This window comes from Pseudomonas reinekei, from assembly GCF_001945365.1.
In the GTDB taxonomy this organism is placed as follows: Bacteria; Pseudomonadota; Gammaproteobacteria; order Pseudomonadales; family Pseudomonadaceae; genus Aquipseudomonas; species Aquipseudomonas reinekei.
The window spans coordinates 64,958-86,005 of the sequence record NZ_MSTQ01000003.1; the positions used below are offsets into that span (position 1 = coordinate 64,958).

At 58.8% G+C, this 21,048-nt stretch carries 20 protein-coding genes and 2 pseudogenes; 9 read left to right on the forward strand and 13 right to left on the reverse strand.

The window, feature by feature from the left end:
• Positions 1-232 precede the first annotated feature (232 nt).
• Positions 233-1,585, reverse strand: coding sequence for a GntP family permease (locus BVK86_RS05010; protein WP_075945384.1), 1,353 nt, complete (start codon positions 1,583-1,585; stop codon positions 233-235).
• A gap of 83 nt (positions 1,586-1,668) precedes the next feature.
• Entirely contained in the window at positions 1,669-2,202 is a 534-nt protein-coding gene (locus tag BVK86_RS05015; protein WP_075945385.1) for a gluconokinase, read from the reverse strand.
• Between the two features lie 215 nt (positions 2,203-2,417).
• Here BVK86_RS05015 and gntR point away from each other — a divergent pair, with 215 nt between their 5' ends.
• From gntR to BVK86_RS05030, 3 genes and pseudogenes are all read left to right on the forward strand, one after another.
• Positions 2,418-3,449: an HTH-type transcriptional regulator GntR gene (gene gntR, locus BVK86_RS05020; protein WP_075945386.1), complete on the forward strand. Its 1,032-nt coding sequence runs from the start codon at positions 2,418-2,420 to the stop codon at positions 3,447-3,449.
• Positions 3,450-3,583: 134 nt separating this feature from the next.
• Positions 3,584-4,219, forward strand: a pseudogene (locus BVK86_RS05025) (glutathione S-transferase family protein).
• A gap of 193 nt (positions 4,220-4,412) precedes the next feature.
• A complete protein-coding gene (locus BVK86_RS05030; RefSeq protein WP_075945387.1) occupies positions 4,413-4,973 on the forward strand; it encodes a hypothetical protein in 561 nt (186 codons plus the stop codon).
• A gap of 58 nt (positions 4,974-5,031) precedes the next feature.
• Here BVK86_RS05030 and BVK86_RS30445 read toward each other — a convergent pair whose 3' ends face one another.
• Positions 5,032-5,571 carry a methyl-accepting chemotaxis protein gene (locus tag BVK86_RS30445; RefSeq protein WP_412071935.1) on the reverse strand — a complete coding sequence of 180 codons (540 nt, stop codon included), beginning with the start codon at positions 5,569-5,571 and terminating at the stop codon, positions 5,032-5,034.
• Between the two features lie 6 nt (positions 5,572-5,577).
• Positions 5,578-6,351, reverse strand: a pseudogene (locus BVK86_RS30450) (PAS domain-containing protein); the annotation flags it as partial.
• 792 nt (positions 6,352-7,143) lie between these two features.
• On the opposite strand from BVK86_RS30450, the gene BVK86_RS05040 reads away from it, so the two are divergent.
• The gene (locus tag BVK86_RS05040) at positions 7,144-7,602 is read left to right on the forward strand and encodes a GNAT family N-acetyltransferase (RefSeq protein WP_075945389.1); all 459 of its coding nucleotides are present in this window, start codon (positions 7,144-7,146) and stop codon (positions 7,600-7,602) included.
• On the opposite strand, the gene def is transcribed toward BVK86_RS05040, so the two are convergent.
• The 3 genes from def to BVK86_RS05055 all read right to left on the reverse strand — a co-directional run bounded on the left by def (position 7,556) and on the right by BVK86_RS05055 (position 9,426).
• Positions 7,556-8,095 (reverse strand): peptide deformylase, encoded by a 540-nt coding sequence (def, locus tag BVK86_RS05045; RefSeq protein ID WP_075945390.1) that lies wholly within the window; start codon positions 8,093-8,095, stop codon positions 7,556-7,558. The two genes, BVK86_RS05040 and def, sit on opposite strands and share 47 nt — an antisense overlap.
• A 2-nt stretch (positions 8,096-8,097) precedes the next feature.
• Positions 8,098-9,057 (reverse strand): YihY/virulence factor BrkB family protein, encoded by a 960-nt coding sequence (locus tag BVK86_RS05050; protein WP_075945391.1) that lies wholly within the window; start codon positions 9,055-9,057, stop codon positions 8,098-8,100.
• 177 nt (positions 9,058-9,234) lie between these two features.
• Positions 9,235-9,426 carry a CsbD family protein gene (locus BVK86_RS05055; protein WP_075945392.1) on the reverse strand — a complete coding sequence of 64 codons (192 nt, stop codon included), beginning with the start codon at positions 9,424-9,426 and terminating at the stop codon, positions 9,235-9,237.
• Positions 9,427-9,629: 203 nt separating this feature from the next.
• On the opposite strand from BVK86_RS05055, the gene BVK86_RS05060 reads away from it, so the two are divergent.
• A complete protein-coding gene (locus BVK86_RS05060) occupies positions 9,630-10,007 on the forward strand; it encodes a hypothetical protein (RefSeq protein ID WP_075945393.1) in 378 nt (125 codons plus the stop codon).
• Positions 10,008-10,061: 54 nt separating this feature from the next.
• Here the strand turns inward: BVK86_RS05060 and fadD1 are convergent, their stop codons facing one another.
• Together fadD1 and fadD2 are read right to left on the reverse strand one after the other, a co-directional pair.
• Positions 10,062-11,762, reverse strand: a complete 1,701-nt coding sequence (gene fadD1, locus BVK86_RS05065; RefSeq protein ID WP_075945394.1) for a long-chain-fatty-acid--CoA ligase FadD1 — start codon at positions 11,760-11,762, stop codon at positions 10,062-10,064.
• 351 nt (positions 11,763-12,113) lie between these two features.
• Positions 12,114-13,802: a long-chain-fatty-acid--CoA ligase FadD2 gene (gene fadD2 / locus BVK86_RS05070; protein ID WP_075945395.1), complete on the reverse strand. Its 1,689-nt coding sequence runs from the start codon at positions 13,800-13,802 to the stop codon at positions 12,114-12,116.
• A gap of 246 nt (positions 13,803-14,048) precedes the next feature.
• On the opposite strand from fadD2, the gene BVK86_RS05075 reads away from it, so the two are divergent.
• Together BVK86_RS05075 and BVK86_RS05080 are read left to right on the forward strand one after the other, a co-directional pair.
• Positions 14,049-14,993: an alpha/beta hydrolase gene (locus BVK86_RS05075; protein WP_075945396.1), complete on the forward strand. Its 945-nt coding sequence runs from the start codon at positions 14,049-14,051 to the stop codon at positions 14,991-14,993.
• Between the two features lie 42 nt (positions 14,994-15,035).
• The gene (locus BVK86_RS05080) at positions 15,036-15,506 is read left to right on the forward strand and encodes a MaoC family dehydratase (RefSeq protein ID WP_075945397.1); all 471 of its coding nucleotides are present in this window, start codon (positions 15,036-15,038) and stop codon (positions 15,504-15,506) included.
• 157 nt (positions 15,507-15,663) lie between these two features.
• Here the strand turns inward: BVK86_RS05080 and BVK86_RS05085 are convergent, their stop codons facing one another.
• The 4 genes from BVK86_RS05085 to BVK86_RS05100 all read right to left on the reverse strand — a co-directional run bounded on the left by BVK86_RS05085 (position 15,664) and on the right by BVK86_RS05100 (position 19,344).
• Entirely contained in the window at positions 15,664-16,527 is an 864-nt protein-coding gene (locus BVK86_RS05085) for an efflux RND transporter periplasmic adaptor subunit (protein ID WP_075945398.1), read from the reverse strand.
• Positions 16,528-16,537: 10 nt separating this feature from the next.
• On the reverse strand, positions 16,538-16,744 hold the full coding sequence (locus BVK86_RS05090; protein ID WP_075945399.1) for a DUF1656 domain-containing protein: 207 nt from the start codon (positions 16,742-16,744) through the stop codon (positions 16,538-16,540).
• Complete coding sequence (locus BVK86_RS05095) at positions 16,731-18,719, reverse strand: FUSC family protein (RefSeq protein ID WP_075945400.1); 1,989 nt, start codon at positions 18,717-18,719, stop codon at positions 16,731-16,733. The genes BVK86_RS05090 and BVK86_RS05095 overlap by 14 nt, the downstream gene beginning before the upstream one ends.
• A 157-nt stretch (positions 18,720-18,876) precedes the next feature.
• Positions 18,877-19,344: a ferritin-like domain-containing protein gene (locus BVK86_RS05100; RefSeq protein ID WP_075945401.1), complete on the reverse strand. Its 468-nt coding sequence runs from the start codon at positions 19,342-19,344 to the stop codon at positions 18,877-18,879.
• Positions 19,345-19,547: 203 nt separating this feature from the next.
• Between BVK86_RS05100 and BVK86_RS05105 the strand changes: the two genes are divergently transcribed.
• Together BVK86_RS05105 and BVK86_RS05110 are read left to right on the forward strand one after the other, a co-directional pair.
• Positions 19,548-19,784: a DUF3820 family protein gene (locus tag BVK86_RS05105; protein WP_003213031.1), complete on the forward strand. Its 237-nt coding sequence runs from the start codon at positions 19,548-19,550 to the stop codon at positions 19,782-19,784.
• Positions 19,785-19,815: 31 nt separating this feature from the next.
• Positions 19,816-20,997 (forward strand): aminotransferase class V-fold PLP-dependent enzyme, encoded by a 1,182-nt coding sequence (locus BVK86_RS05110; protein WP_075945402.1) that lies wholly within the window; start codon positions 19,816-19,818, stop codon positions 20,995-20,997.
• The last annotated feature ends 51 nt before the right edge of the window (positions 20,998-21,048 follow it).

Sequence of the window (21,048 nt, forward strand, 5' to 3'; positions counted from 1 at the left end):
CGATACCTGTGACAACAACGATCCTGCGGCGAGGGAGCTTGCTCCTGCCGGGTCGCGAAGCGGCCCCGAAACCGGTCACCGCATTTCTTCAGCCAGGACGCCTTGACCGGGTTTGCGACTGCTTCGCAGCCGAGCGGGAGCAAGCTCCCTCGCCACAAAAGTGATCAACGTTGAGTTTTGATCACCCACAAAAAAACCGCATTGCTGCGGTTTTTTGTGTCTGGCGAATCGCTTAAACGAACAGCGACAACAACAGAATAAAGCCCAGGCCCACCACCGACAGAATGGTTTCCATCGCGGTCCAGGTCTTGAAGGTTTCGGCCACGGTCATGTTGAAGTACTGCTTGACCAGCCAGAAACCGGCGTCGTTCACGTGGGACAGGATCAGGGAGCCGGCACCGGTCGCCAGCACCAGCAGCTCACGGTTCACACCCGGGATCATCCCGACCACCGGCACCACGATGCCGGCACCAGTGATGGTCGCTACGGTTGCCGAACCGGTGGCAATACGAATCACCGCCGCCACCAGCCACGCCAGCAGGATCGGCGAGATCTGTGCGTTGACCGCCATGTGGCCGATCACGTCACCCACACCGCTGGTGACCAGCATCTGCTTGAAGCCACCACCGGCACCGATGATCAGGATGATCGCGGCGGTCGGCGCGAGGCTCGCGTCCAGCCATTTCATCATTTGGCTGGAACCGATGCCTTGCTTGTAGCCGAAGGTGTACAGCGACAGCAGCAAGGCCAGCAGCAACGCCGAGATCGGGTGGCCGATCAGGTCCATGAAGGAACGGAAGATGTTGCCATCCGGCAGCACCACGTCGGCAAAGGTCTTGAGCAGCATCAGGAATACCGGCAGCAGCACGGTCACCAAAGTGATGCCGAAGCTCGGCAGTTCAGCCGAATCCGTCTCGCGGGCCAGTTGATCCACCAGCTCCTGGTTCGGATGACCGGGGATGTGCTTGGCGATGAACGTACCGAAGATCGGACCGGCAATGATCGCGGTCGGCAGCGCCACGATCAGGCCATAAAGAATGGTTTTACCGATGTCGGCACCGAACACGCCAATCGCCAGCAGCGGGCCCGGGTGCGGCGGCACCAGGCCGTGTACCGCGGACAGGCCGGCCAGCAGCGGGATACCGATCTTGATGATCGATACGCCAGTGCGGCGGGCAACGATGAACACCAGCGGAATCAGCAACACGAAGCCGATTTCGAAGAACAGCGGAATGCCCACCAGGAACGCGGCGAACATCATGGCCCACTGCACTTTGTCCTTGCCGAAGGCGCGAATCAGGGTTTGGGCAATCTGGTCTGCCCCGCCCGACTCGGCCATCATTTTGCCGAGCATGGTGCCCAGCGCCAGGATGATGCCGACGAAACCGAGCACGCCACCGAAGCCGTCCTGGAACGCCTTGATGATGGTGCCGATCGGCATGCCGGACGTCAGCCCGAGGAAGGCGGCGGCAATGATCAGGGCAAGGAAAGGGTGCAACTTGAACTTGGTAATCAGGACGATAAGCCCGATCACCGTGACCACTGCATCGAGCAGCAGGAACGTCTCGTGGGACATGCCAAACATTAGGGGTGTCTCCTGGTTGTTGTTGTTATTGAAGCGGGTAATTCGAAAGCCATAAGGACAGCGCTATCTCTGCAAGCAAAACATTAACCAGCGCGCTTCAAGCCATGCTCGAGCCACCAGTGGTGTGCCTGAACGGCCAGTTCATCGACGCTGTGGTTCGAAGCATCGAGAGCCAGGGTCAATGGCTCGCCGACGGGGGATTCGAGGGTGGCGAACTGGCTGTCGATCAAGGTCGACGGCATGAAGTGGCCCGGCCGGTGGGAAACACGGTCGGCGGCGACTTCGGGGGTCAGCTCCAGGAACACAAAGCCCAGGCCCGGCAAGGCGCTGCGCAGACGTTCGCGGTAAATAAGCTTGAGCGCCGAGCACGTCAGCACCGGGCGCTGGCCCTTGGCGTCAACGCGGCGCAATTCATCGCACAGGCTGTCGAGCCAGCCGGCACGGTCTTCGTCGTTCAGGGGAATACCCGCGCTCATCTTTTCGATATTGGCGGCGGGGTGGAAAGAGTCGCCTTCAATGGCAGTGGCGCCGCTCAGTTGGCACAGGGCTTCGCTGACGCACGTCTTGCCGCAACCGGCAACGCCCATGATGACCAGGGCGGTGATGGGATGATTCATGTAACACCTCAGCGCGCAGACAGCGCTACCTTTGTCAGCTATGACACTTAAACAAAAGCAGAAGTTGCCGACGCCTTTCTTGTCATTTTATGGGTTGCAGCATGTTCGGTCTCAACGCCAAAAAGCGAGGATCAGGCGAACCCCCGCTCACGCATTTGCAGCTGCATCGAGACAGCGCTACCTTAGTGCCTTGAATTTTGTTTGGCAAGCCGTCGATGAATCCAACTAAAAACGATAAAAATACCCGCACCACTGGCCGCCCTACCCTGAACGAAGTCGCCCGCCTGGCCGGTGTCAGCCCGATTACCGCTTCGCGCGCCTTGCGCGGCGTCAGCAGCGTGGCCACCGAACTGGTGGAAAAAGTCCAGAAAGCCGCGCTTGAGCTCAACTATGTGGTCAACCCTGCCGCCCGTGCGTTGGCCTCGGCGCAAAGCCATTCGGTGGTGGTGTTGGTGCCGTCGTTGTCCAACCTGCTGTTCATCGACACCCTGGAAGCCATTCATCAGGTGTTGCGCCCCAAGGGCTTCGAAGTGCTGATCGGCAACTTCCACTATTCCCGCGACGAAGAAGAAAACCTGCTGCGCAATTACATGGCCTATCAGCCGCGCGGCTTTTTACTGACCGGGTTTGACCGCACCGAAAGCTCGCGGCGGATGATCGAAGCCAGCAACATTCCGTGCGTGTACATGATGGAGCTGGACAGCGCCGCCGGTCTCAATTGCGTCGGTTTCTCGCAACTGGCTGCCGGCGAGACAGCCGCCGAGCACTTGCTGTCGCGCGGTCGCAAGCGCCTGGCCTACATCGGTGCGCAACTGGATCAGCGCACCTTGCTGCGCGGCGAAGGTTACCGCCGCGCTCTGCAGAAGGCAGGACGGTACGACCCGGGCCTGGAAGTGCTGACCCCGCGCCCGTCCTCTGTAGGCCTGGGTGGCGAATTGTTCTTGCAGATGATCGCCAGTCATCCGGATGTCGATGCAATCTTCTTCGGCAACGACGACCTGGCTCAGGGCGCGTTGCTCGAAGCCATGCGCCACGGGATCAAAATCCCCGAACAGGTGGCGATCCTCGGCTTCAATGACCTGCCGGCGTCGGCGCACATGGTCCCGCGTCTGAGCAGCATCAACACCCCGCGTGAAGCGATCGGCCGCCGTGCGGCCGAACAAATGCTGACCCTGATGGCCGGCAACACGGTGGCCAAACCCGTTCAGGACATGGGCTTTGAGCTGAAGGTGCGAGAAAGCACCTGATTTCACATGCCCCCTCGCTGGGGCTGCCGAAGGCGGCGACCTTGTGATCTGCGTTTTTAAAGTCAAGATCAAAAGATCGCCGCCCCCTTCAGCTCCTACAATTGTCTGTAGGCCACTCTCGAGGGACTAGCGCAATGGACCACTCACTTAAGATTCTCGGCAAAGCCTCGTCGATCAACGTCCGCAAGGTGCTGTGGACCTGCGAGGAACTGGGCCTGTCCTTTGAGCGCGAGGATTGGGGCAGCGGGTTTGCCTCCACCCATAGCCCAGAGTTTCTCAGGTTCAACCCCAACGCCCAGGTCCCGGTGATCATCGATGAGGCAGGGGTGTTGTGGGAGTCCAACACCATCTGCCGCTATCTGGCCGGCAAACACCAACACCATCACGAGTTGCTGCCTGGCGAACCGGCCGCTCGCGCCCGGGTGGAGCAATGGATGGACTGGCAGGCCACCGATCTCAATTCATCCTGGAGCTACGCGTTCATGGCACTGGTGCGCAAGGACCCGGAGTACCAGGACAGCCATCGCATCGAAGTCGGCCTACGTGGCTGAAACCAGAAAATGGGCATCCTCGAACACCAACTTGCGACCACCCGCGCTTACGTCGCCGGCGCGCGGTTTAGCCTGGCGGATATCGTCATCGGCCTGTCGATCAACCGCTGGCTGATGACGCCGATGGAGCGCCCCGATTACCCGGCCATCGATGAGTATTTCAAGCGCCTGGCGCAGCGCCCCGGGTTCCTCAAGCATTGCTGTAATGGCTTGCCTTGAGCGGTCCCGCGCTATCGCCCAGCATGGATGGCCATGCGGTCGAACGCTGCCGCCGCGTGGCAAGGTTTGGCCGCAAAACAGCCTCGACAGCAACGAAATAAAACACTAACCAACTGATATAACTACGATTTTCAAAAAAGGCATACTATTTGCTCCAGACAGTGCACCACAAACACCTACAAGGTCTCTTCTCATGTTGGTCAGTGCAAAATCAAACCTGGTAGTCCCGATCCCCAAACGCCCTGGCGAAGACCCAACCACTGAAGCCGCTGCCGGCCTTCAAAGCGTCATGGCCCAGGCCCTGCAAAACCATGTGCAGGCGCAAACCACGCAAGCCGGTACGCAGGTTCAGGAATCCGCCACCCAAGTTGCCACGCAACAGGTCAGCGAGGCCGCGAAGGTGAGCGACAACGTCGATGAGGCGTTCGCCAAGACCCGGGTGAATCTGCAAGCGGTGTATGCCCCGCTGCCGGATGACGTCAAGGACCGGATCGGTAGCGGTTCAGCGACGGACGAGTTCAAGGACTACATGAGCAAAACCCCCGAGCAGCGCATACGTGATGCGATTCTTGAGGAAATGGGGCTGACGCAGGAAGAGGTCGACGCCATGCCGCCGGAGAAACAGCAAGCGATCGGCGAAGAGATCGCCCAGCGCATGGAAGACAAGATGAAGATGGCCAAGACCGAAGAAGCCAACGAACGCAACAACAAACCGGGCGCTGAGGCTGTGGAGCAACTCGTCGCTTCGCTTTGAGGTGGTTGAAGTGATCAAGAAGGGTCCCTCTACCGGGACCCTTCTTTATTTGATGCCCTCAATTCAACTGCAAGGTGGAGTTGAATTGACTGATCGCATCCACCACGTGCCGCGATCCCTGTTGAATTTCCAGAATCACTTCCCCCGCCTCGTTCGCCAGTTCCACCCCGAGCCCCGTTCGACTCAGGCTCGATTGCATGCTTGACACGGCACTCAAGGACAAATCGTGGTTTTTGCGCACCACGTCGACAATCTCAAGCGTCGCCTGACTCGTCCGGGCCGCGAGGCTGCGCACTTCATCGGCCACCACCGCAAAACCCCGTCCATGCTCGCCGGCGCGGGCGGCTTCGATCGCGGCGTTGAGCGCCAGCAGGTTGGTCTGATCGGCGATGCCACGGATGGTCTGCACGATGGTGCCGATGATGTCCGACTGTTTGCTCACTGCATCGATACTCAGCGCAGCCTGGTTCAGGTCCCTGGAAATGTCCTGGATGATTTGAACCGTTTGCTGCACCACCTCGGAACCTTTGCGCGCGCAGGCGTCGTTTTGCACTGAGGTGCTGTGGGCCGATTCCGCAGCGGTCTGCAGGGTGGTCATTTGGGCGGTGATATCGCTGGCGAACTTCACCACTTTGTAGAGCCGCCCCTTGGTGTCGAACAACGGGTTGTAGGACGCTTCGAGGTAGATCGTCTGACCCTGCTTGTTCTTGCGCTCGAAACGATGCGAGTGATATTCGCCGCGGTTGAGCGAAGCCCAGAACGCTTTGTAGCCGGACGATTCGGCCTCGGCGCGGTGACAGAACAGACTGTGGTGCTGCCCGAGCACTTCGTTGAGCGAATACTGCATGGTTTTCAGGAAGTTTTCATTGGCCGTGATCACCCGCCCTTCGGGGGTGAGTTCGATCACCGCCATGGAGCGGCTGATGGCCGACAACATGCTTTCATTTTCATGCTCCTTGTTGACCCGCTCGGTGATATCAGTCGCGACCTTGATCACGCTTTTGACTTGCCGATCGGGCCCAAACACCGGCATGTAGCTGGCTTCGAGCCAGATTTCCTTGCCGCCCTTGTTCAGGCGCAAAAAGGTGCCGCTGACCGGCTCGCCGCGGGCCAGGTCACGCCACAATTTGGCGTACTCCTCACTGCGGTAAAACACCTCCTCGCAGAACACCCGATGGTGCTTGCCGCGCACTTCTTCAGCACTGTAACCCATGACACTGCAAAAATTTTCATTGGCATCGAGAACGATACCTTCAGGGGTGAATTCAATCATTGCCATCGAACGACTGACCGCCGCCAACTTGGCATTGGCCTCGGTCAGCGCGCAACTGAAGCGTTCGATTTCCAGCAGGTCAGCCTTGTGATGTAGGTTAAACATGTTCGTATCACCCTATGCGCGGTCTTTTGACTTATTGAAAGTTGCTGGTCTTTCAAATCCACCACTGCGTTCCATAGAACAGGCACACACGCCCCTCCAATATCAGGAAGGACCAGTCAGGTGATTAATGATGTTCAATCGGAGGGTCCTTGTTGCGACACTCTCATCAAGACATCCTTCTCTTGATAACCCGCAGGCGGGTCAGCCCTAACGTGCTCATTAGAAAACTCCTTTTTCCACTACAGCTCCATTGAAGTGTGTCGGTGCCTTGGAGTGCGCACTCTGGAGACCAACCATCGTTATCGACATGGTTAGTTATACGAGAGCATAGCCAGACGCGTAAAGCTTGCAAGGCCACTAGTCGGCCAGTATTGAGTACAAAATCGGTTCAGCCTGGAGGGCAATAAACGCTGGACGATGGCGGGCGTGGAGATAGGTAAAGGCAATATCGGTTTGGGAAACGGCGCGTAGCGCGGATCAGGAACCCACCTCGCCCATGCCACGACGCGGGGTTTGTTGCAGATTATTTTTAATGTGATCGCTCCCGCATGGCGCGGGAGCGATCGGTCAGCGCAGGCTCAATGCCCGAACACATTGACCTTTTTGGCTTTCTTGTCGGCGCGCTTTTCGATAGCGGTTTTTGCCGGCTTTTTCTTGTCTGCTTTCTTTGAATCCATACCTTTGGACATGATGCGTACTCCACTCACAGGGGATGTGAGATCAGGTATACACCTATCCTTGAGGCCGCGTTCTTTTATAATCGCCCGCTTTGCGCACCGACAGCCCGAGACCATGCCCGATACCCATTTCAGCCGACTCGATGAGCCGCTTTGGCCATTGATGAACAAGTTCTACCGCGCTCATCAATCGTCCATGAAAGCGGTTCGCGACGCGCAATTGTGGGTGGCCCGGCGCGATGACATCGTCGGCGCGTTGTGTTTGCGCCCGGTATCCGGCGGGCACTGGCTGACCGGGCTGTTCGTCGATCCGGCGTGTCGCGAACAAGGCATCGCCGCCGCGTTGATCACCGCGGCAGTAAAGGACTGCGAATGGCCAGTTTGGCTGTTTTGTCATCCAGACTTGCGGGGCTTTTATGAGCGTCGCGGCTTTACCTTTGATCCGTCAATGCCCTACGCGATGGTTGAGCGCCTGAGTCGCTATGCCCGCAGCAAACCGATGATCGCCATGGGTTTAGAGCCGCGGGTCAATCATCCGCGTTCGGATCGAGATCCGGGAACATCACGTCGGTGAAGCCGAATTTGCTGAAGTCGCTGATGCGCGATGGATACAACCGGCCGATCAGGTGATCGCACTCATGCTGCACCACCCGCGCATGAAACCCCGATGCAACACGGACGATTGGCTGCCCCTTCGGATCGAACCCCTCGTAGCGGATGTGTTGATAACGCTCCACCGCGCCGCGCAGGCCCGGCACTGACAGGCAGCCTTCGAACCCCTCTTCCAGGGTCGGGCTCAGTGGCGTGATCAGCGGGTTGATCAGGATCGTCTGCGGCACCGCTTCGGCGTCGGGGTAGCGCTCGCTGTGTTCGAAACCGAAGATCACCAGCTGCAGATCAACGCCGATCTGCGGCGCGGCCAGGCCGACGCCGCCGACACTCTCCATGGTCTGGAACATGTCATCGATCAGTTGCCACAACTCGGGGCTGTCGAACATGTCGGCAGGCACCGGCGGGGCAATGCGCAGCAGGCGTTCATCGCCCATTTTCAGGATTTCACGGATCATGGTCAGGTTTCGTCAATGGTTGGTTTGGGTTGTGAATGATCACGGCCCAGTCCCGACACATGCTGTTTTTCCTCATGGACGGGACCCAGCTCGCCGGCAACTTTTTCACCCGGGTCTTTGCCCTCTCGCGACATGTGCTCGATCACTGCGTTCATCTCCGCACCGAGCAGCAACACCGCGGCGGAAATGTAGAAGTACAGCAACAGCACGATGATCGCGCCGATACTGCCATACATGGCGTTGTAGTTGGCGAACTCCTTGACGTACAAACCGAAGCCCAGCGACGCGATGATCCACACCACCACGGCCAGCACTGAACCTGGGGTGATGAAGCGAAACTCCTGTTTGACGTCAGGCATGACGTAATAGATCAGCGCCACCGCGACCATCAACAGAATCACGATCACCGGCCAGCGCGCAATGGTCCACAGGGTGACGATGAAAAACTCCAGGCCGACTTGCGCTGCGATCCAGCTCATCACCTGCGGTCCGAGCACCATCAGCGCGGCGGCGATCAGCAGCATGCCGGCGATGCCGACGGTGTAGATGATCGACAGCGGAAAACGCTTCCACGCCGGACGACCTTCCACCACGTCGTAAGCGGCGTTCATCGCACTCATCATCAAGCGCACGCCGGCCGAAGCTGTCCACAGGGCAATCACGATACCCACGGACAGCAAGCCACCCTTGGACTGCTGAAGCTGGTCGATCACCGGGTTCACTTGTTCCAGGGCCTGGGGCGGCAACACCAGCTCCGATTGCAGTCGCAACCACGAAAAGAAGTCCGGAAGATGCAGGAAACCGATCAGGGCGATCAGGAACAGAATGAAGGGGAACAGCGAAAACAGCATTTGATAGGCCAGCGCCGAGGCATAGGTCGACATTTCGTCGTCGACGAACTCGGTAACCGTGCGCACCATCACACGGTGGATGGGCAGACCTTTCATGTCCGGGAAAATCATTAGCGTCTCCATTCGCCGCAAACAGGATGGGGTGGTAGTCGTGGCGACTCAGGGGCCGTTTTCTTTCATCAAAGTAGCCTACCTGGCGACTTTGAAACAATTTCATCAATCAAGTTCAGGCTGACACAAAAACGGCCATCTGTGGATGGCCGTTTCGATGCTGCTTCTACGACCGGATCAGGCCTTGTCGACACCTTTTTTCACGGCATCCTTGGCTTTGCCGACCGCTTGCTGGGCCTCGCCTTTCTTTTCCTGGACCACGCCTTCGGCGCGCATCTTGTCATTACCGGTGGCCTTGCCGACGCCTTGCTTGACGTTACCGACGGCTTCGTTGGCCATGCCTTTCACTTTATCGCCTGTGCTGCCCATGATGAATCTCCTGCGTATATTTCACTGGGAGGAAAAGTCGTTACACAGGGTTGACCGGAGACATTTGCGCGGAGTTTCATTTATTTTCAGCACGACATTTCATCGTTCAATGCAGGTTGGGCTTTATGTTTGCCCGGCAACCCCCGAGAATGCGCAACGTATTGGCGCCATGGCGCTGAAGATCCAATCCCCGCAGGAATGTTATGAAACTCGATAAAAAGCAGGCCATTGCCCGCAGAAACCAGGAACTTGGTGGTGCTGTGCTTGGCGTCAACAACTGCCACTTCACCGAACTGAACCGCAATCGCAACATCTGGTGGTTCGATATTCCGGTGGCACGCCTGGCCATTGGTCAGTACGAGTGGATTCACCTGCTGATGCACACCCCGGACACCGATGAACTGCTGCATTTGAAAGTGCCGACAGTGTTCCTGCGCGAGAAGCTCGAAGGGCTGGTCGTGCGTAACGAGGGCAAGCGCAAAGCGGCGCTTAGCCTGGAATTGAGCGCCGACAAGGACTCGTACCTGCAGGACATGCGCCCGGCGGGCACCAACGTCAACTTCGCGCCGTTCCGTCAGTAAAAAATCAAAAAGATCTTCAACAAAAAGCCCCGCATCGGCGGGGCTTTTTGTTGTTTACGCGGTCGCTTTCTTCGCGTTGATCTTCTTCAACTCTTCATCGCGCAATTCCCGACGCAGGATCTTGCCGACGTTGGTGGTCGGCAGTGCATCGCGGAACTCTACCGTGCGCGGCACCTTGTAGGCGGTAACGTTGGCGCGCATGTGCTCCATCACCGTCTCCTTGGTCAGGGTCACGCCCGGTTTGGCGACGATGAAAATCTTGATCGCCTCGCCCGATTTCTCGTCAGGCACGCCGATGGCCGCGCATTGCAACACCCCCGGCAGCGTCGCCAGCACGTCTTCCAACTCGTTCGGGTACACGTTGAAACCGGACACCAGGATCATGTCTTTCTTGCGATCGACAATGCGCAGGTAGCCATCAGGCTGGATCAGTGCGATGTCGCCGGTCTTCAACCAGCCTTCGCTGTCGAGCATTTCGTCGGTGGCTTCCTGGCGCTGCCAATAGCCCTTCATGACCTGCGGGCCTTTCACGCACAGTTCGCCGATTTCGCCCAGTGGCTGCTCGACACCGGCGTCGTCGACGATTTTGCACAGGGTCGACGGCACCGGAATGCCGATGGTGCCGATCTGGATGTTCTGGATCGGGTTGACCGTGGCCACCGGGCTGGTTTCGGTCATGCCGTAGCCTTCGCAGATGGCGCAACCGGTGACCGCTTTCCAGCGTTCTGCCGCCGCCAGTTGCAGGGCCATGCCGCCGGACAACGTGACTTTCAGTGCAGAGAAATCCAGCTTGCGGAAACCTTCGTTGTTGCACAGGGCCACGAATAACGTGTTGAGGCCAACGAAGCCGCTGAACTTCCACTTCGACAGTTCCTTGACCATCGCCGGCAGGTCGCGCGGGTTGCTGATCAGGATGTTGTGATTACCGATCAGCATCATCGCCATGCAATGAAAGGTGAACGCATAGATGTGGTACAGCGGCAGCGGCGTGATCAGGATCTCGCAACCTTCGTTGAGGTTGGACCCCATCAGCGCCTTGCACTGCAGCATGTTCGCCACGAGGTTACGGTGGGTCAGCATCGCACCCTTGGCCACGCCGGTGGTGCCGCCGGTGTATTGCAGCACAGCCACATCGCTGCTGGCCGGGCTGGCTTCAGCCACTGGCTGGCCGTGGCCCTTGCTCAATACATCGTTGAACTTGACGGCTTTGGGCAAGTGATACGCCGGCACCATCTTCTTCACGTACTTGATGACACTGTTGATCAGCAGGCGCTTGAGCGGCGGCAGCAGGTCGGCGACTTCGGTGACGATGACGTGTTTGACGCCGGTCTTCGGCACCACGGTTTGCGCCAGATGCGCCATGTTGGCGAGGCAGACCAGGGCCTTGGCACCAGAGTCGTTGAACTGGTGTTCCATTTCCCGTGCGGTGTACAACGGGTTGGTGTTGACCACGATCAGCCCGGCGCGGATGGCACCGAAGACGGCCACCGGGTACTGCAACACGTTGGGCAGTTGCACGGCGATTCGATCGCCCGGCTGCAAATCGGTATGCTGTTGCAGATACGCGGCAAAGGCACCGGACAATTCGTACAGTTCACCGTAGGTAATTGTCTTGCCCAGGTTGCTGAATGCCGGTTTGTTGGCGAAGCGTTGGCAGGATTGCTTCAACACTGCCTGAATATTCGGATACTCGTCTGGATTGATGTCGGCAGCAATCCCAGCTGGGTACTTATCCTTCCAAAAGTCTTCGATCATGGAAGCCCACTCCTCAGCAACGCGAATTCAGCACCGCATTTGATGCGATTATTATTGGTGTTTGGTCATTGGTGAATCTGGCTGACAGAAGGCCGAGAAGTCACAAAGCGCGCCGAGAGTAGCAGCTTTGCCGAGGGTCGCCTAGAGCCAAAAGCGGCCTCTACAGTCACATTTGTGACTCAAGAATTACAACCGGTCATTTTAGAGCAAAAATTCTATAATGCTCTGAAAGCGCCGGGAACCGGGGCTTTGCACAAAAAAAATCGCGAGCAGGCTCGCTCCCACAGATCACCGAGAACCCTGTGGGAGCGAGCCTGCTCGCGATCCGCGCGTAGCGCGGCCATCCATCAATCAAGCAATATCCCGCAACTCCCGCCGCAAAATTTTGCCCACCGGTGTCATCGGCAACGACTCGCGCAACACGATGTGCTTGGGCACTTTGTACGCCGTGAAGTTTTCCTTGCAGTAGGCCTTGAGCTCTTCAAGGCTGACACCCGTTTCCCGCGCCACCACAAACAACTTCACCGCCTCGCCGGAACGCTCGTCCGGCACACCTATCACTGCACAATTGGCGACTTTCGGGTGGGCCATGACCACATCTTCGATCTCGTTCGGGTACACGTTAAAGCCCGAGACAATGATCATGTCCTTTTTGCGATCGACAATGCGTACAAAGCCATCCGGGTCGATCACTGCGATGTCGCCGGATTTGAACCAGCCCTCGGCATCCAGCACCTCGGCGGTGGCTTCGGGTTTTTGCCAGTAACCCTTCATGATCTGCGGACCTTTGATGCACAGCTCGCCGCGCTCGCCCAACGGCTGCTCGACGCCTTCATCGTTGATCACTTTCAGCGTGGTGCCCGGCACCGGCAGCCCGACCGTGCCAATGCGCGACAGCTCGCCATACGGGTTGGTGCAAGCCACCGGCGAGGTTTCGGTCAAACCGTAGCCTTCGGTAATGCGGCAACCGGTCAATTGCTCCCAACACTCGGCGGTGGCCTTGACCAGCGCGGTGCCGCCGGAGTTGGTGAGCTTGAGCGTGGAAAAATCCAGCGTCTTGAAATCCGCGTGGTCCATCAGTGCCACGAACAGCGTGTTAAGCCCGAGCAGCGCCGAGAAACGCCAGTTTTTCAGTTCTTTGATGAAGCCGCCGATGTCTCGCGGATTGGTGATCAGTACATTGTGGTTGCCGGACACCATCATGCACATGCAATTCGCGGTGAAGGCGTAGATGTGGTACAGCGGCAGCGGCGCGATCATCACTTCCTGGCCTTCGCGCAACAGCGGCTGACCGTCATTGCCGAATTGCTCCAGGCAGGCTCGCACTTGCTGCATGTTCGCCACCAGGTTGCCGTGGGTCAGCATTGCGCCCTTGGCCAGGCCGGTGGTGCCGCCGGTGTATTGCAGCACGGCGAGATCATCGAGCCCGACTTTCAGTGGCTTGATGCCCAGCCCTCGGCCCATGCGCAACGCACTTTTGAAGGAAATGGCCTGGGGCAAGGAATACGCCGGGACCATTTTTTTGACCTTGCTCACCACCGTATTGACCAGCCAGCCTTTGGCGGCGGGCATGAAGTCGCCCATTTTGGCTTCGATCAAGTACTGGATGTCGGTGTCGGGCAGCACTTCCTGGACTTTCTGCCCGAACATGTTGAGGTACACCAGCGCCCGGGCGCCGGAGTCCTTGAACTGATGACGCATCTCCCGCGCGGTGTACAGCGGGTTGGTGTTGACCACAATCAGCCCGGCGCGCAATGCGCCGAACACGGCAACCGGATAGTGCAGGACGTTGGGCATCTGCACCGCGATGCGATCCCCGGGCACCAGGTCGGTATGGGCTTGCAGGTAACCGGCAAATGCTGCGCTTTGGCGCTCCAGTTCGGCGTAGGTCAGGGTGATACCCATGTTGCTGAACGCGGGGCGATCAGCAAATTTCTTGCAGGAACGCTCGAACACCTCGATGACCGACTTGTAGGCACCCGCGTCGATGTCCAGGGGCACGCCGGCCGGGCGCTTGTCATTCCAGAAATCAGGTTGCATTGTTCTTGTCCTCTTTACCTGAGCCTATCCGGGCCGCTTATCTGTCATTTCTCTCTGATCCCTCAAAAAGCGCAATGCAAAAAGCGGAGCTTCACGGACACTAGCAGTTATGGCCAATCAGGCAAATATGCGCAAAGGCGTCATTGATCGCGTGAATCTTCCTGCCGTGGCGTGAGCTGATGCCAGCCCGATAATGCGCTATACAATGCAACCACCCCCCGCGCCCCTGCATGGAAAGGAATCGCCATGATCCACGAGACGTTCTGGCTGACCACCAGTGACCACAGCCGCCTCTTCGTCAATCAATGGCTGCCCACGGGCCACCCCAAGGCTGTGATTCTGCTGGCTCACGGCATGGCCGAACACAGTGGTCGCTATGCGCGCCTGGCCGAAAAATTCTGCGATCAGGGCTACGGCGTGTACGCACCGGACTTGCGCGGACATGGCAAAACTGCCGAAAACGGGACGCTCGGCCATTTCGCCGACAGCGAAGGCTGGGCCAAAGTGGTGGGTGACCTGGCATGCCTCAATCAGCACATCGGCCAGCAACACTCAGGCGTGCCCATCGTATTGCTCGGCCACAGCATGGGCAGCTACATCGCTCAGGCTTATCTGTTGCACCACAGCGCCAGCCTGCAGGGCGCCATTCTCAGCGGTTCGAACTTTCAGCCCGTAGCCCTTTACCGTGCAGCGCGGCAGATTGCCCGTCTCGAACGTCTGCGCCAGGGGCCCAAGGGCCGCAGCGCGCTGATCGAATGGCTGTCGTTCGGCTCGTTCAACAAGAAATTCAAACCAGCCCGCACCCGGTTCGACTGGCTCAGTCGCGATCCTGCGGAGGTTGACCTGTACGCCAATGACCCGCTGTGCGGCTTCCGCTGCACCAATCAATTGTGGATCGATTTGCTCGGCGGGTTGCAGCAAATCAGCAAAGCGTCCAATCTCGCGCAGATCGATCCGGGCCTGCCGTTGCTGGTGATTGGCGGTGAATGTGATCCGGTGAGTGAAGGCAAGCGTCTGACTGATCTGGCCAACGCCTTGCGCAAAGCCGGCAGCCAGAGCCTGCAATTGACGATCTATCCGCAGGCGCGGCACGAACTGTTCAACGAAACCAACCGCGATCAAGTGATTGCCGACGTGCTGGGCTGGATCAACCAGACCTTGAGCAATCCCCGGCCACATCGAACCGAATAGTTTTTTTGTGAATTTTTTTATTCGTCACAGGAATTGAGACAGATGACCCAGGTTACCAACACCCCCTACGAAGCCCTCGAAGTCGGCCAGACCGCCAGCTTCAGCAAGTTGGTCGAAGAGCGCGACATTCAATTGTTCGCCGCGATGTCGGGCGACCATAACCCGGTGCACCTGGATGCCGAATACGCCGCCAGCACCATGTTCAAGGAGCGCATCGCTCACGGTATGTTCAGCGGTGCGCTGATCAGCGCTGCGGTCGCTTGCGAATTGCCTGGGCCGGGCACCATCTACATCGGTCAGCAAATGAGTTTTCAGAAGCCGGTGAAGATCGGCGACACCCTGACGGTGCGTCTGGAAATCCTCGAAAAACTGCCAAAATTCCGCGTGCGCATCGCCACCCGCGTGTTCAACCAGCGCGATGAGCTGGTGGTCGATGGCGAGGCGGAAATCCTCGCGCCGCGCAAGCAGCAGAGCGTGACGCTGACCGAGTTGCCAGCGATCAGCATTGGCTGACCTGTGGCGAGGGCGCTTGCTTGCGCCGGGGCGCGAAGCGCCCCCAACTCAGACACTTCAGTTCACCTGAACGAATGCGTTGGCAGGTTTTGCGACGGCTGCGCAGCCGAGCGCGAGCAAGCTCCCTGGCCACAATGATTTCAGCGCTGAACGAAACTTAACGCTCACCCTCCTGCACCTGCACACTCGCCGTCATTCCGGAACTGAGGTTGATCCCCTCCGGCACGTTGTCCAGCTTGATCCGCACCGGAATCCGTTGCGCCAGGCGCACCCAGTTGAACGTTGGCTCAACCTCCGCCAGCAACTGCCCATCCGGAGTGGTATTGCGATCAGTGATCCCGCGGCTGATGCTTTCAACGTGGCCCTGCAACGCCTCCCCGGCGCTCATCAACCAGACCTTCACCGGATCGCCGACGCGAATCCGCGGCAATTTGGTTTCTTCGAAATAGGCCTGCACGTAGAAAGTTGAATCATCGATCAACGCCATCACCGCTTGCCCGGCATTGACGTAATTGCCCTGGGCCAGACGCAGGTTGGTGATATGCCCATTGCGCGGTGCGTGCACCTGGCTGCGCGCCAGGTTGATCTCAGCGACCTTGGCCTCGGCCTGTGCTTCACGCAGTTCACCACGGGCGATACCGGCATTGATTTGCGCATTTTCACGCAGCTCGGCGCTGATCGCTTGCGGCCCGAGGCTGGCACGCCGGCTGGCTTCGCGTTCGCGCAGGTTCAGTTGTTGCTGGCGGGTCTGCACCACTGCCTGAGCTTTTTCCAGCGCGGCTTCGAACCGGTCGCGGTCGATGCTCAACAACACATCCCCCGCCTTCACCTGTTGATTGTCGTGAGCCTTGAGTTCTCGCACCCAACCCGATACATCCGGGGCGATCACCACCACGTCGGCGCGAATCCGCGCATCTCGGGTCCAGGGAGTGAGCATGTAGTACTGCCACAAATGCACGCCGGAAAAAATCGCCACCGCCACCAGGCACAGGGTTACCGCGACACGTACGGGGGTACGCATATTCAACTCCTTATAAAGGTCCGAGGACGACGGTGATCACGGTCAATACACAGACGTACAAGGCGCAATCAAACAATGCTTCGTGCCAGACCCACCGACCAATCGGCGTCAGCCGCAACAACAGGCGCAGAGCGCCGGTCACCAGCAGCGCCAGCAGTACATAAATCAGAAACGGGCTGAGCAGCACGCCACCCATCGCCCACTCACGCAAGCCCATGGTTTGCCTCCTGTTGGCGGCACCAGGCGCGCCAGCTGTTTTGCAATTGCAGCACCGCGCCCTGGGCCAGTTTCACCGCATCGCTGGCGGGCAAGGCGTAGAGGGTTTGCAAAAAGGTCTCGCTGGCCTCGGCCAACGCCTCGCCGCGACCACCGCCTGGGCCTTGCTTGAGGACACTCTCCAGGTGTTCGAGGTAACGCTGTTGCGGTGCAGATACGGGCACTTGGGCCACCGCCAGGCTCATGCGCAGGTGCAGCAATTCATCGCCGATATCCAGCCCGAGCAACCCGTCGTCCCAGCGACTTCGTGCCGGCTCCGGCAATTCCGGATAGTGCCGTGCCAATTGCAGCAAACGGTCGGCCATGCGCCCACCGAACCAGCTCTCGGCACCGGCCAGATTGCGCCGGGTCAGGCGCACCAGATCGTCGAGGGTTGCCGCCAGCAATCGACGGCCATGCCACGCCGGGTTACGCAGGATCAACAGATGGAACGCGAGCACCGCCGCGCCAACACCGATGACCATGGCCTGGGCGCTGTTGAAGAAGGTCGCGACGTCGAATTTCATCTGATTGAGCGGCGCCACCAGCACAATGAAATGTAAACAGAACGACGTAGCCGTGGCGCCGATCTGCGGCTTGGCCATGCCCAGCGCGCCGAAAAACAATGGCACGCCCATCCCCATGCACAGCATCGCGAAACTGCTCAACTGCGGCAGCAGAATCTGCCCGACGATGAATGCCGCCGGGATCGCCAGAAAGATCCCGCGCATAAAGCTCATGCCGATCTGCGCACCATTCTCCCGGCTGGCAAACAGACTGCACACCACGCAGGTCAGCAACATCGCACCCGCTGCGGCGGGCCAGGCCGTTGCCAGCCAGAAGCACGCCACCACCAGAAACGCCAGGGCACTGCGCGCACCGAACACCAGGGCCAGCGACAGGTCGCGGTGGGGTGTCAGAGTCTTGGGTGGCGCAAGCGGTTCACCGCCCTCCTCGACGGCAGTCAACGCCGCAGTCGCCGCCATGGCCGTATCCATCAGCAGGGTGAAACGCACCAGGCAGTAGCTCTGGGCGGAGCTGATTTGCGGGTCGTGGGATGCGTCGAGCAAGCGCAGGCGCAAGGCATGCAGCGTCGCGGCATCGGCGACATCCAGCGCCTGCACGACCTCGTTCATCCACGGCGTCAACTGCGCTGACTCCTGGGGCTCCAACTGCTTCCACTGCCGGCGCACTGAACGGGCGATACGCAGCAGCATCAATAACTTTTGGCTCAAGCCGCTGATGGCGCGTGCCCGCTGCCGACCGCGAGCACCTTCGAACCAGGCGTGTTCACGCTGAGCGTCCACGGCGATGATGCGTCCGAGAATTTCCAACAACCCTTTGCGCGCCTGGCCGTCCCCGGCCAGCGTCGCCCGCGCGGCGTTCATGCCACTTTGCCAGGCGGCACGGGCTTGATCCGACAGTTGTCGCTCGACCCGCATTGGCCAAAGCAGGGCACTGCTGGCGGTGGCGCAGATGATGCCAAGGCAGATTTCGGTGCAGCGCGCCACGGCCTGGTCAAACACGGACAGCGGATGGTTGATGGCCGGCAGCGCGATGATCGCAACGGTGTACCCGGCCAGTACAAAGGAATAGGACCAGGCGCTGCGCAGCAGTGTCGAACTGGCGGTACACAATCCGAGCCATAGCGCCAACGCCAGCAAAAACAGCCAGGGTGTCTGGGCAAACAGTCCCATGAAGACGACCGACATGATCGTCCCGACCAACGTACCGCACAGTCGCGCCAGGCCCTTTTGCATCACCATGCCGGACAGCGGCTGCGCCACGATGAACGCGGTCATCAACGCCCAGGCCGGTTGCTCCAGGCCCCAGCGCAATGCCAGCCACAGCGCCACGCCGCCACCGACCAAGGTCTTGATCGCGAACTGCAAGGCTCGACGGTCAGGCGCGAACAACGCCTGCAAAGTTATGGGCACGAATAACACTCTTGGAAGGACGATTTAACGATAGACGTGTTGGGACGGGTCACTTGAAAAACAAATTATTAGCTAGCTATCTATACCCCGTCCAGCGCTAATTCCCAGGCACAAAAAAACGCCAGACTGGCTGGCGTTTTTGACAGCTAACGAACGCTTACGAGCGTGCGCGAGCCTGGTTGCGCAGGGCTTTTACCTGATCGTGGTTGCGTTGCACGCCGTGGTACTGACGCTCAACGATGTCACGAATACCCACCAGATTGTGCTTGTTGATTTTTTCCATAGCCTCGCGATAAGCCTTCAACGCATGGTCTTCACCACGTTCGGCTTCGTTCAGTACGGCCTCTTCATCTTTGCCGGTGAACATCGCTTTCACATCGACCCAGCGACGATGCAGGTCGCCACTGACGCTGGTGGAAGTTTCCGGATCGCCACCCATCGAACGCACGGCTGCCTGCAATTCCGCGGCGGCACTGGCGCAGTCGGCAGAACGTTGCACGAACAGGGTTTTGAGTTCAGGGTGCTTAATATCTTCAGCGCAAGTCTTGAACCCTTCCTGACCGTCCTTGCTGGTTTCAATCAGGTCATTGAGTACAGAGATCGCTTCTTTATTGATGTCGGTCATTTTTCAATTCCTTGCGGTTGATGAAAGATGCATTAAGTAGTGCAGTCCCCATGCCAGCTTCGAATCAAAAAATTAATCCTTATTTTTCAAAGGATTAGATAAAAAAGACAAATCTGCATCCGTTTTATTTGCATGATCTGTCAATTGGCCTGCATGCAGAATGCCTGTATTTTCCAGACTGAATGAATCAAGACGACTGAGTGATGAACCCCGAAAAGCTCGAACTGCTGATCACCCGCGAAATGCCCTTCGGAAAATACAAGGGACGGATCATCGCCGACCTGCCCGGCCCCTACCTGAACTGGTTCGCCCGGGAAGGTTTTCCCCATGGCGAGTTGGGTGGCCTACTGGCCCTGATGCAAGAGATCGATCACAACGGTTTATCGGAGTTGCTCGAACCCTTGCGTGCCAAACACGGTAAACCGGCCCCGCGCCACTGAGCCACGCCGCCCGCCATTGATTGAGTAGCCCATGCCCGACAACACCTGCCGCGCCCGTGATGAAGCCTTTTGGCAAACCTTTGCCGACCGCTACGATCTGCAACCTGGCCCGATCAATCTGGAGAACGGTTATTTCGGACGCATGTCACGCACCGTGGTCGAGGAATATCATCGCAACATTGAGCTGATCAACCGCAGCAACTCGGTGTATGCGCGTCAGCGCTTCGAACACGCTGACAGTGTGAAGATCCGCGCGCAGTTGGCCGGGCTGGTCGGCGTGCCTGCCGACAGCGTCGCCCTCACCACCAATGCGTCGCAGGGTTTGCAATCGTTGATCCGCAACTACAACCGCCTGCAACCGGGCGATCAAGTGCTGATCTGCGACCTGGAATACGACACGGTCAAGAGCGCGATGCGCTGGCTGGCGACTCATCGCGGCGTCGAAGTGATCGAGATCGACCATGCGCACCCCGTCAGTTTCGACAGCTTGTTGACCACCTACCGCGAGACCTTCGCGCGCTACCCGCGACTGAAGCTGATGGCCCTGACCCACGTCACCCACCGCACCGGGTTGGTGATGCCGGTGCAGGCGATTGCCGCCGCCGCCAAAGAACATGGCATCGACGTGATCCTCGACGGCGCCCATGCGCTGGGGCAACTGGAATTCGATCTCGATGAGTTGGGCATCGCTTTCGCCGCATACAACTTGCACAAATGGATCGGTGCGCCGCTGACGTTGGGCTTTCTCTACATCGCTCCCGAGCGTCTGGCCGACATCGACCCGGACATGGGCGAAATGCATTTCCCGGTCACCGACATTCGCTCTCGCACGCCTCACAGCACACCGAACATCCCCGCGTTGCTGACCCTGCCGCTGGTGCTCGAAGAGCATTGGGCCATGGGCGGTTCGGTGGCCAAGGGGACACGGCTCAATTACCTGCGCAACCTGTGGGTGCGCGCAGTCCGTGAGCTGCCGGGTATCGAAGTCATGACCCCGGACGATCCACGGTTGTACTGCGGCATCACGTCCATGCGCTTTACCGCGCATGCCGACCAACAGGCGATGGCCGAACGACTGCTCAGCGATTACAACCTGTTCACCGTGGTGCGCAACGGCGCAGCGTGTGGGCCGTGTATTCGTATCACGCCGGGGCTGACGACGGCGGCGGCGGATATGATGTTGCTGACTTCGGCGTTGACTCAATTGCGCTGAGATGACTGGGGGAGCGAGCAGGCTCGCTCCCACACTTTTCGCCGGCAAAAA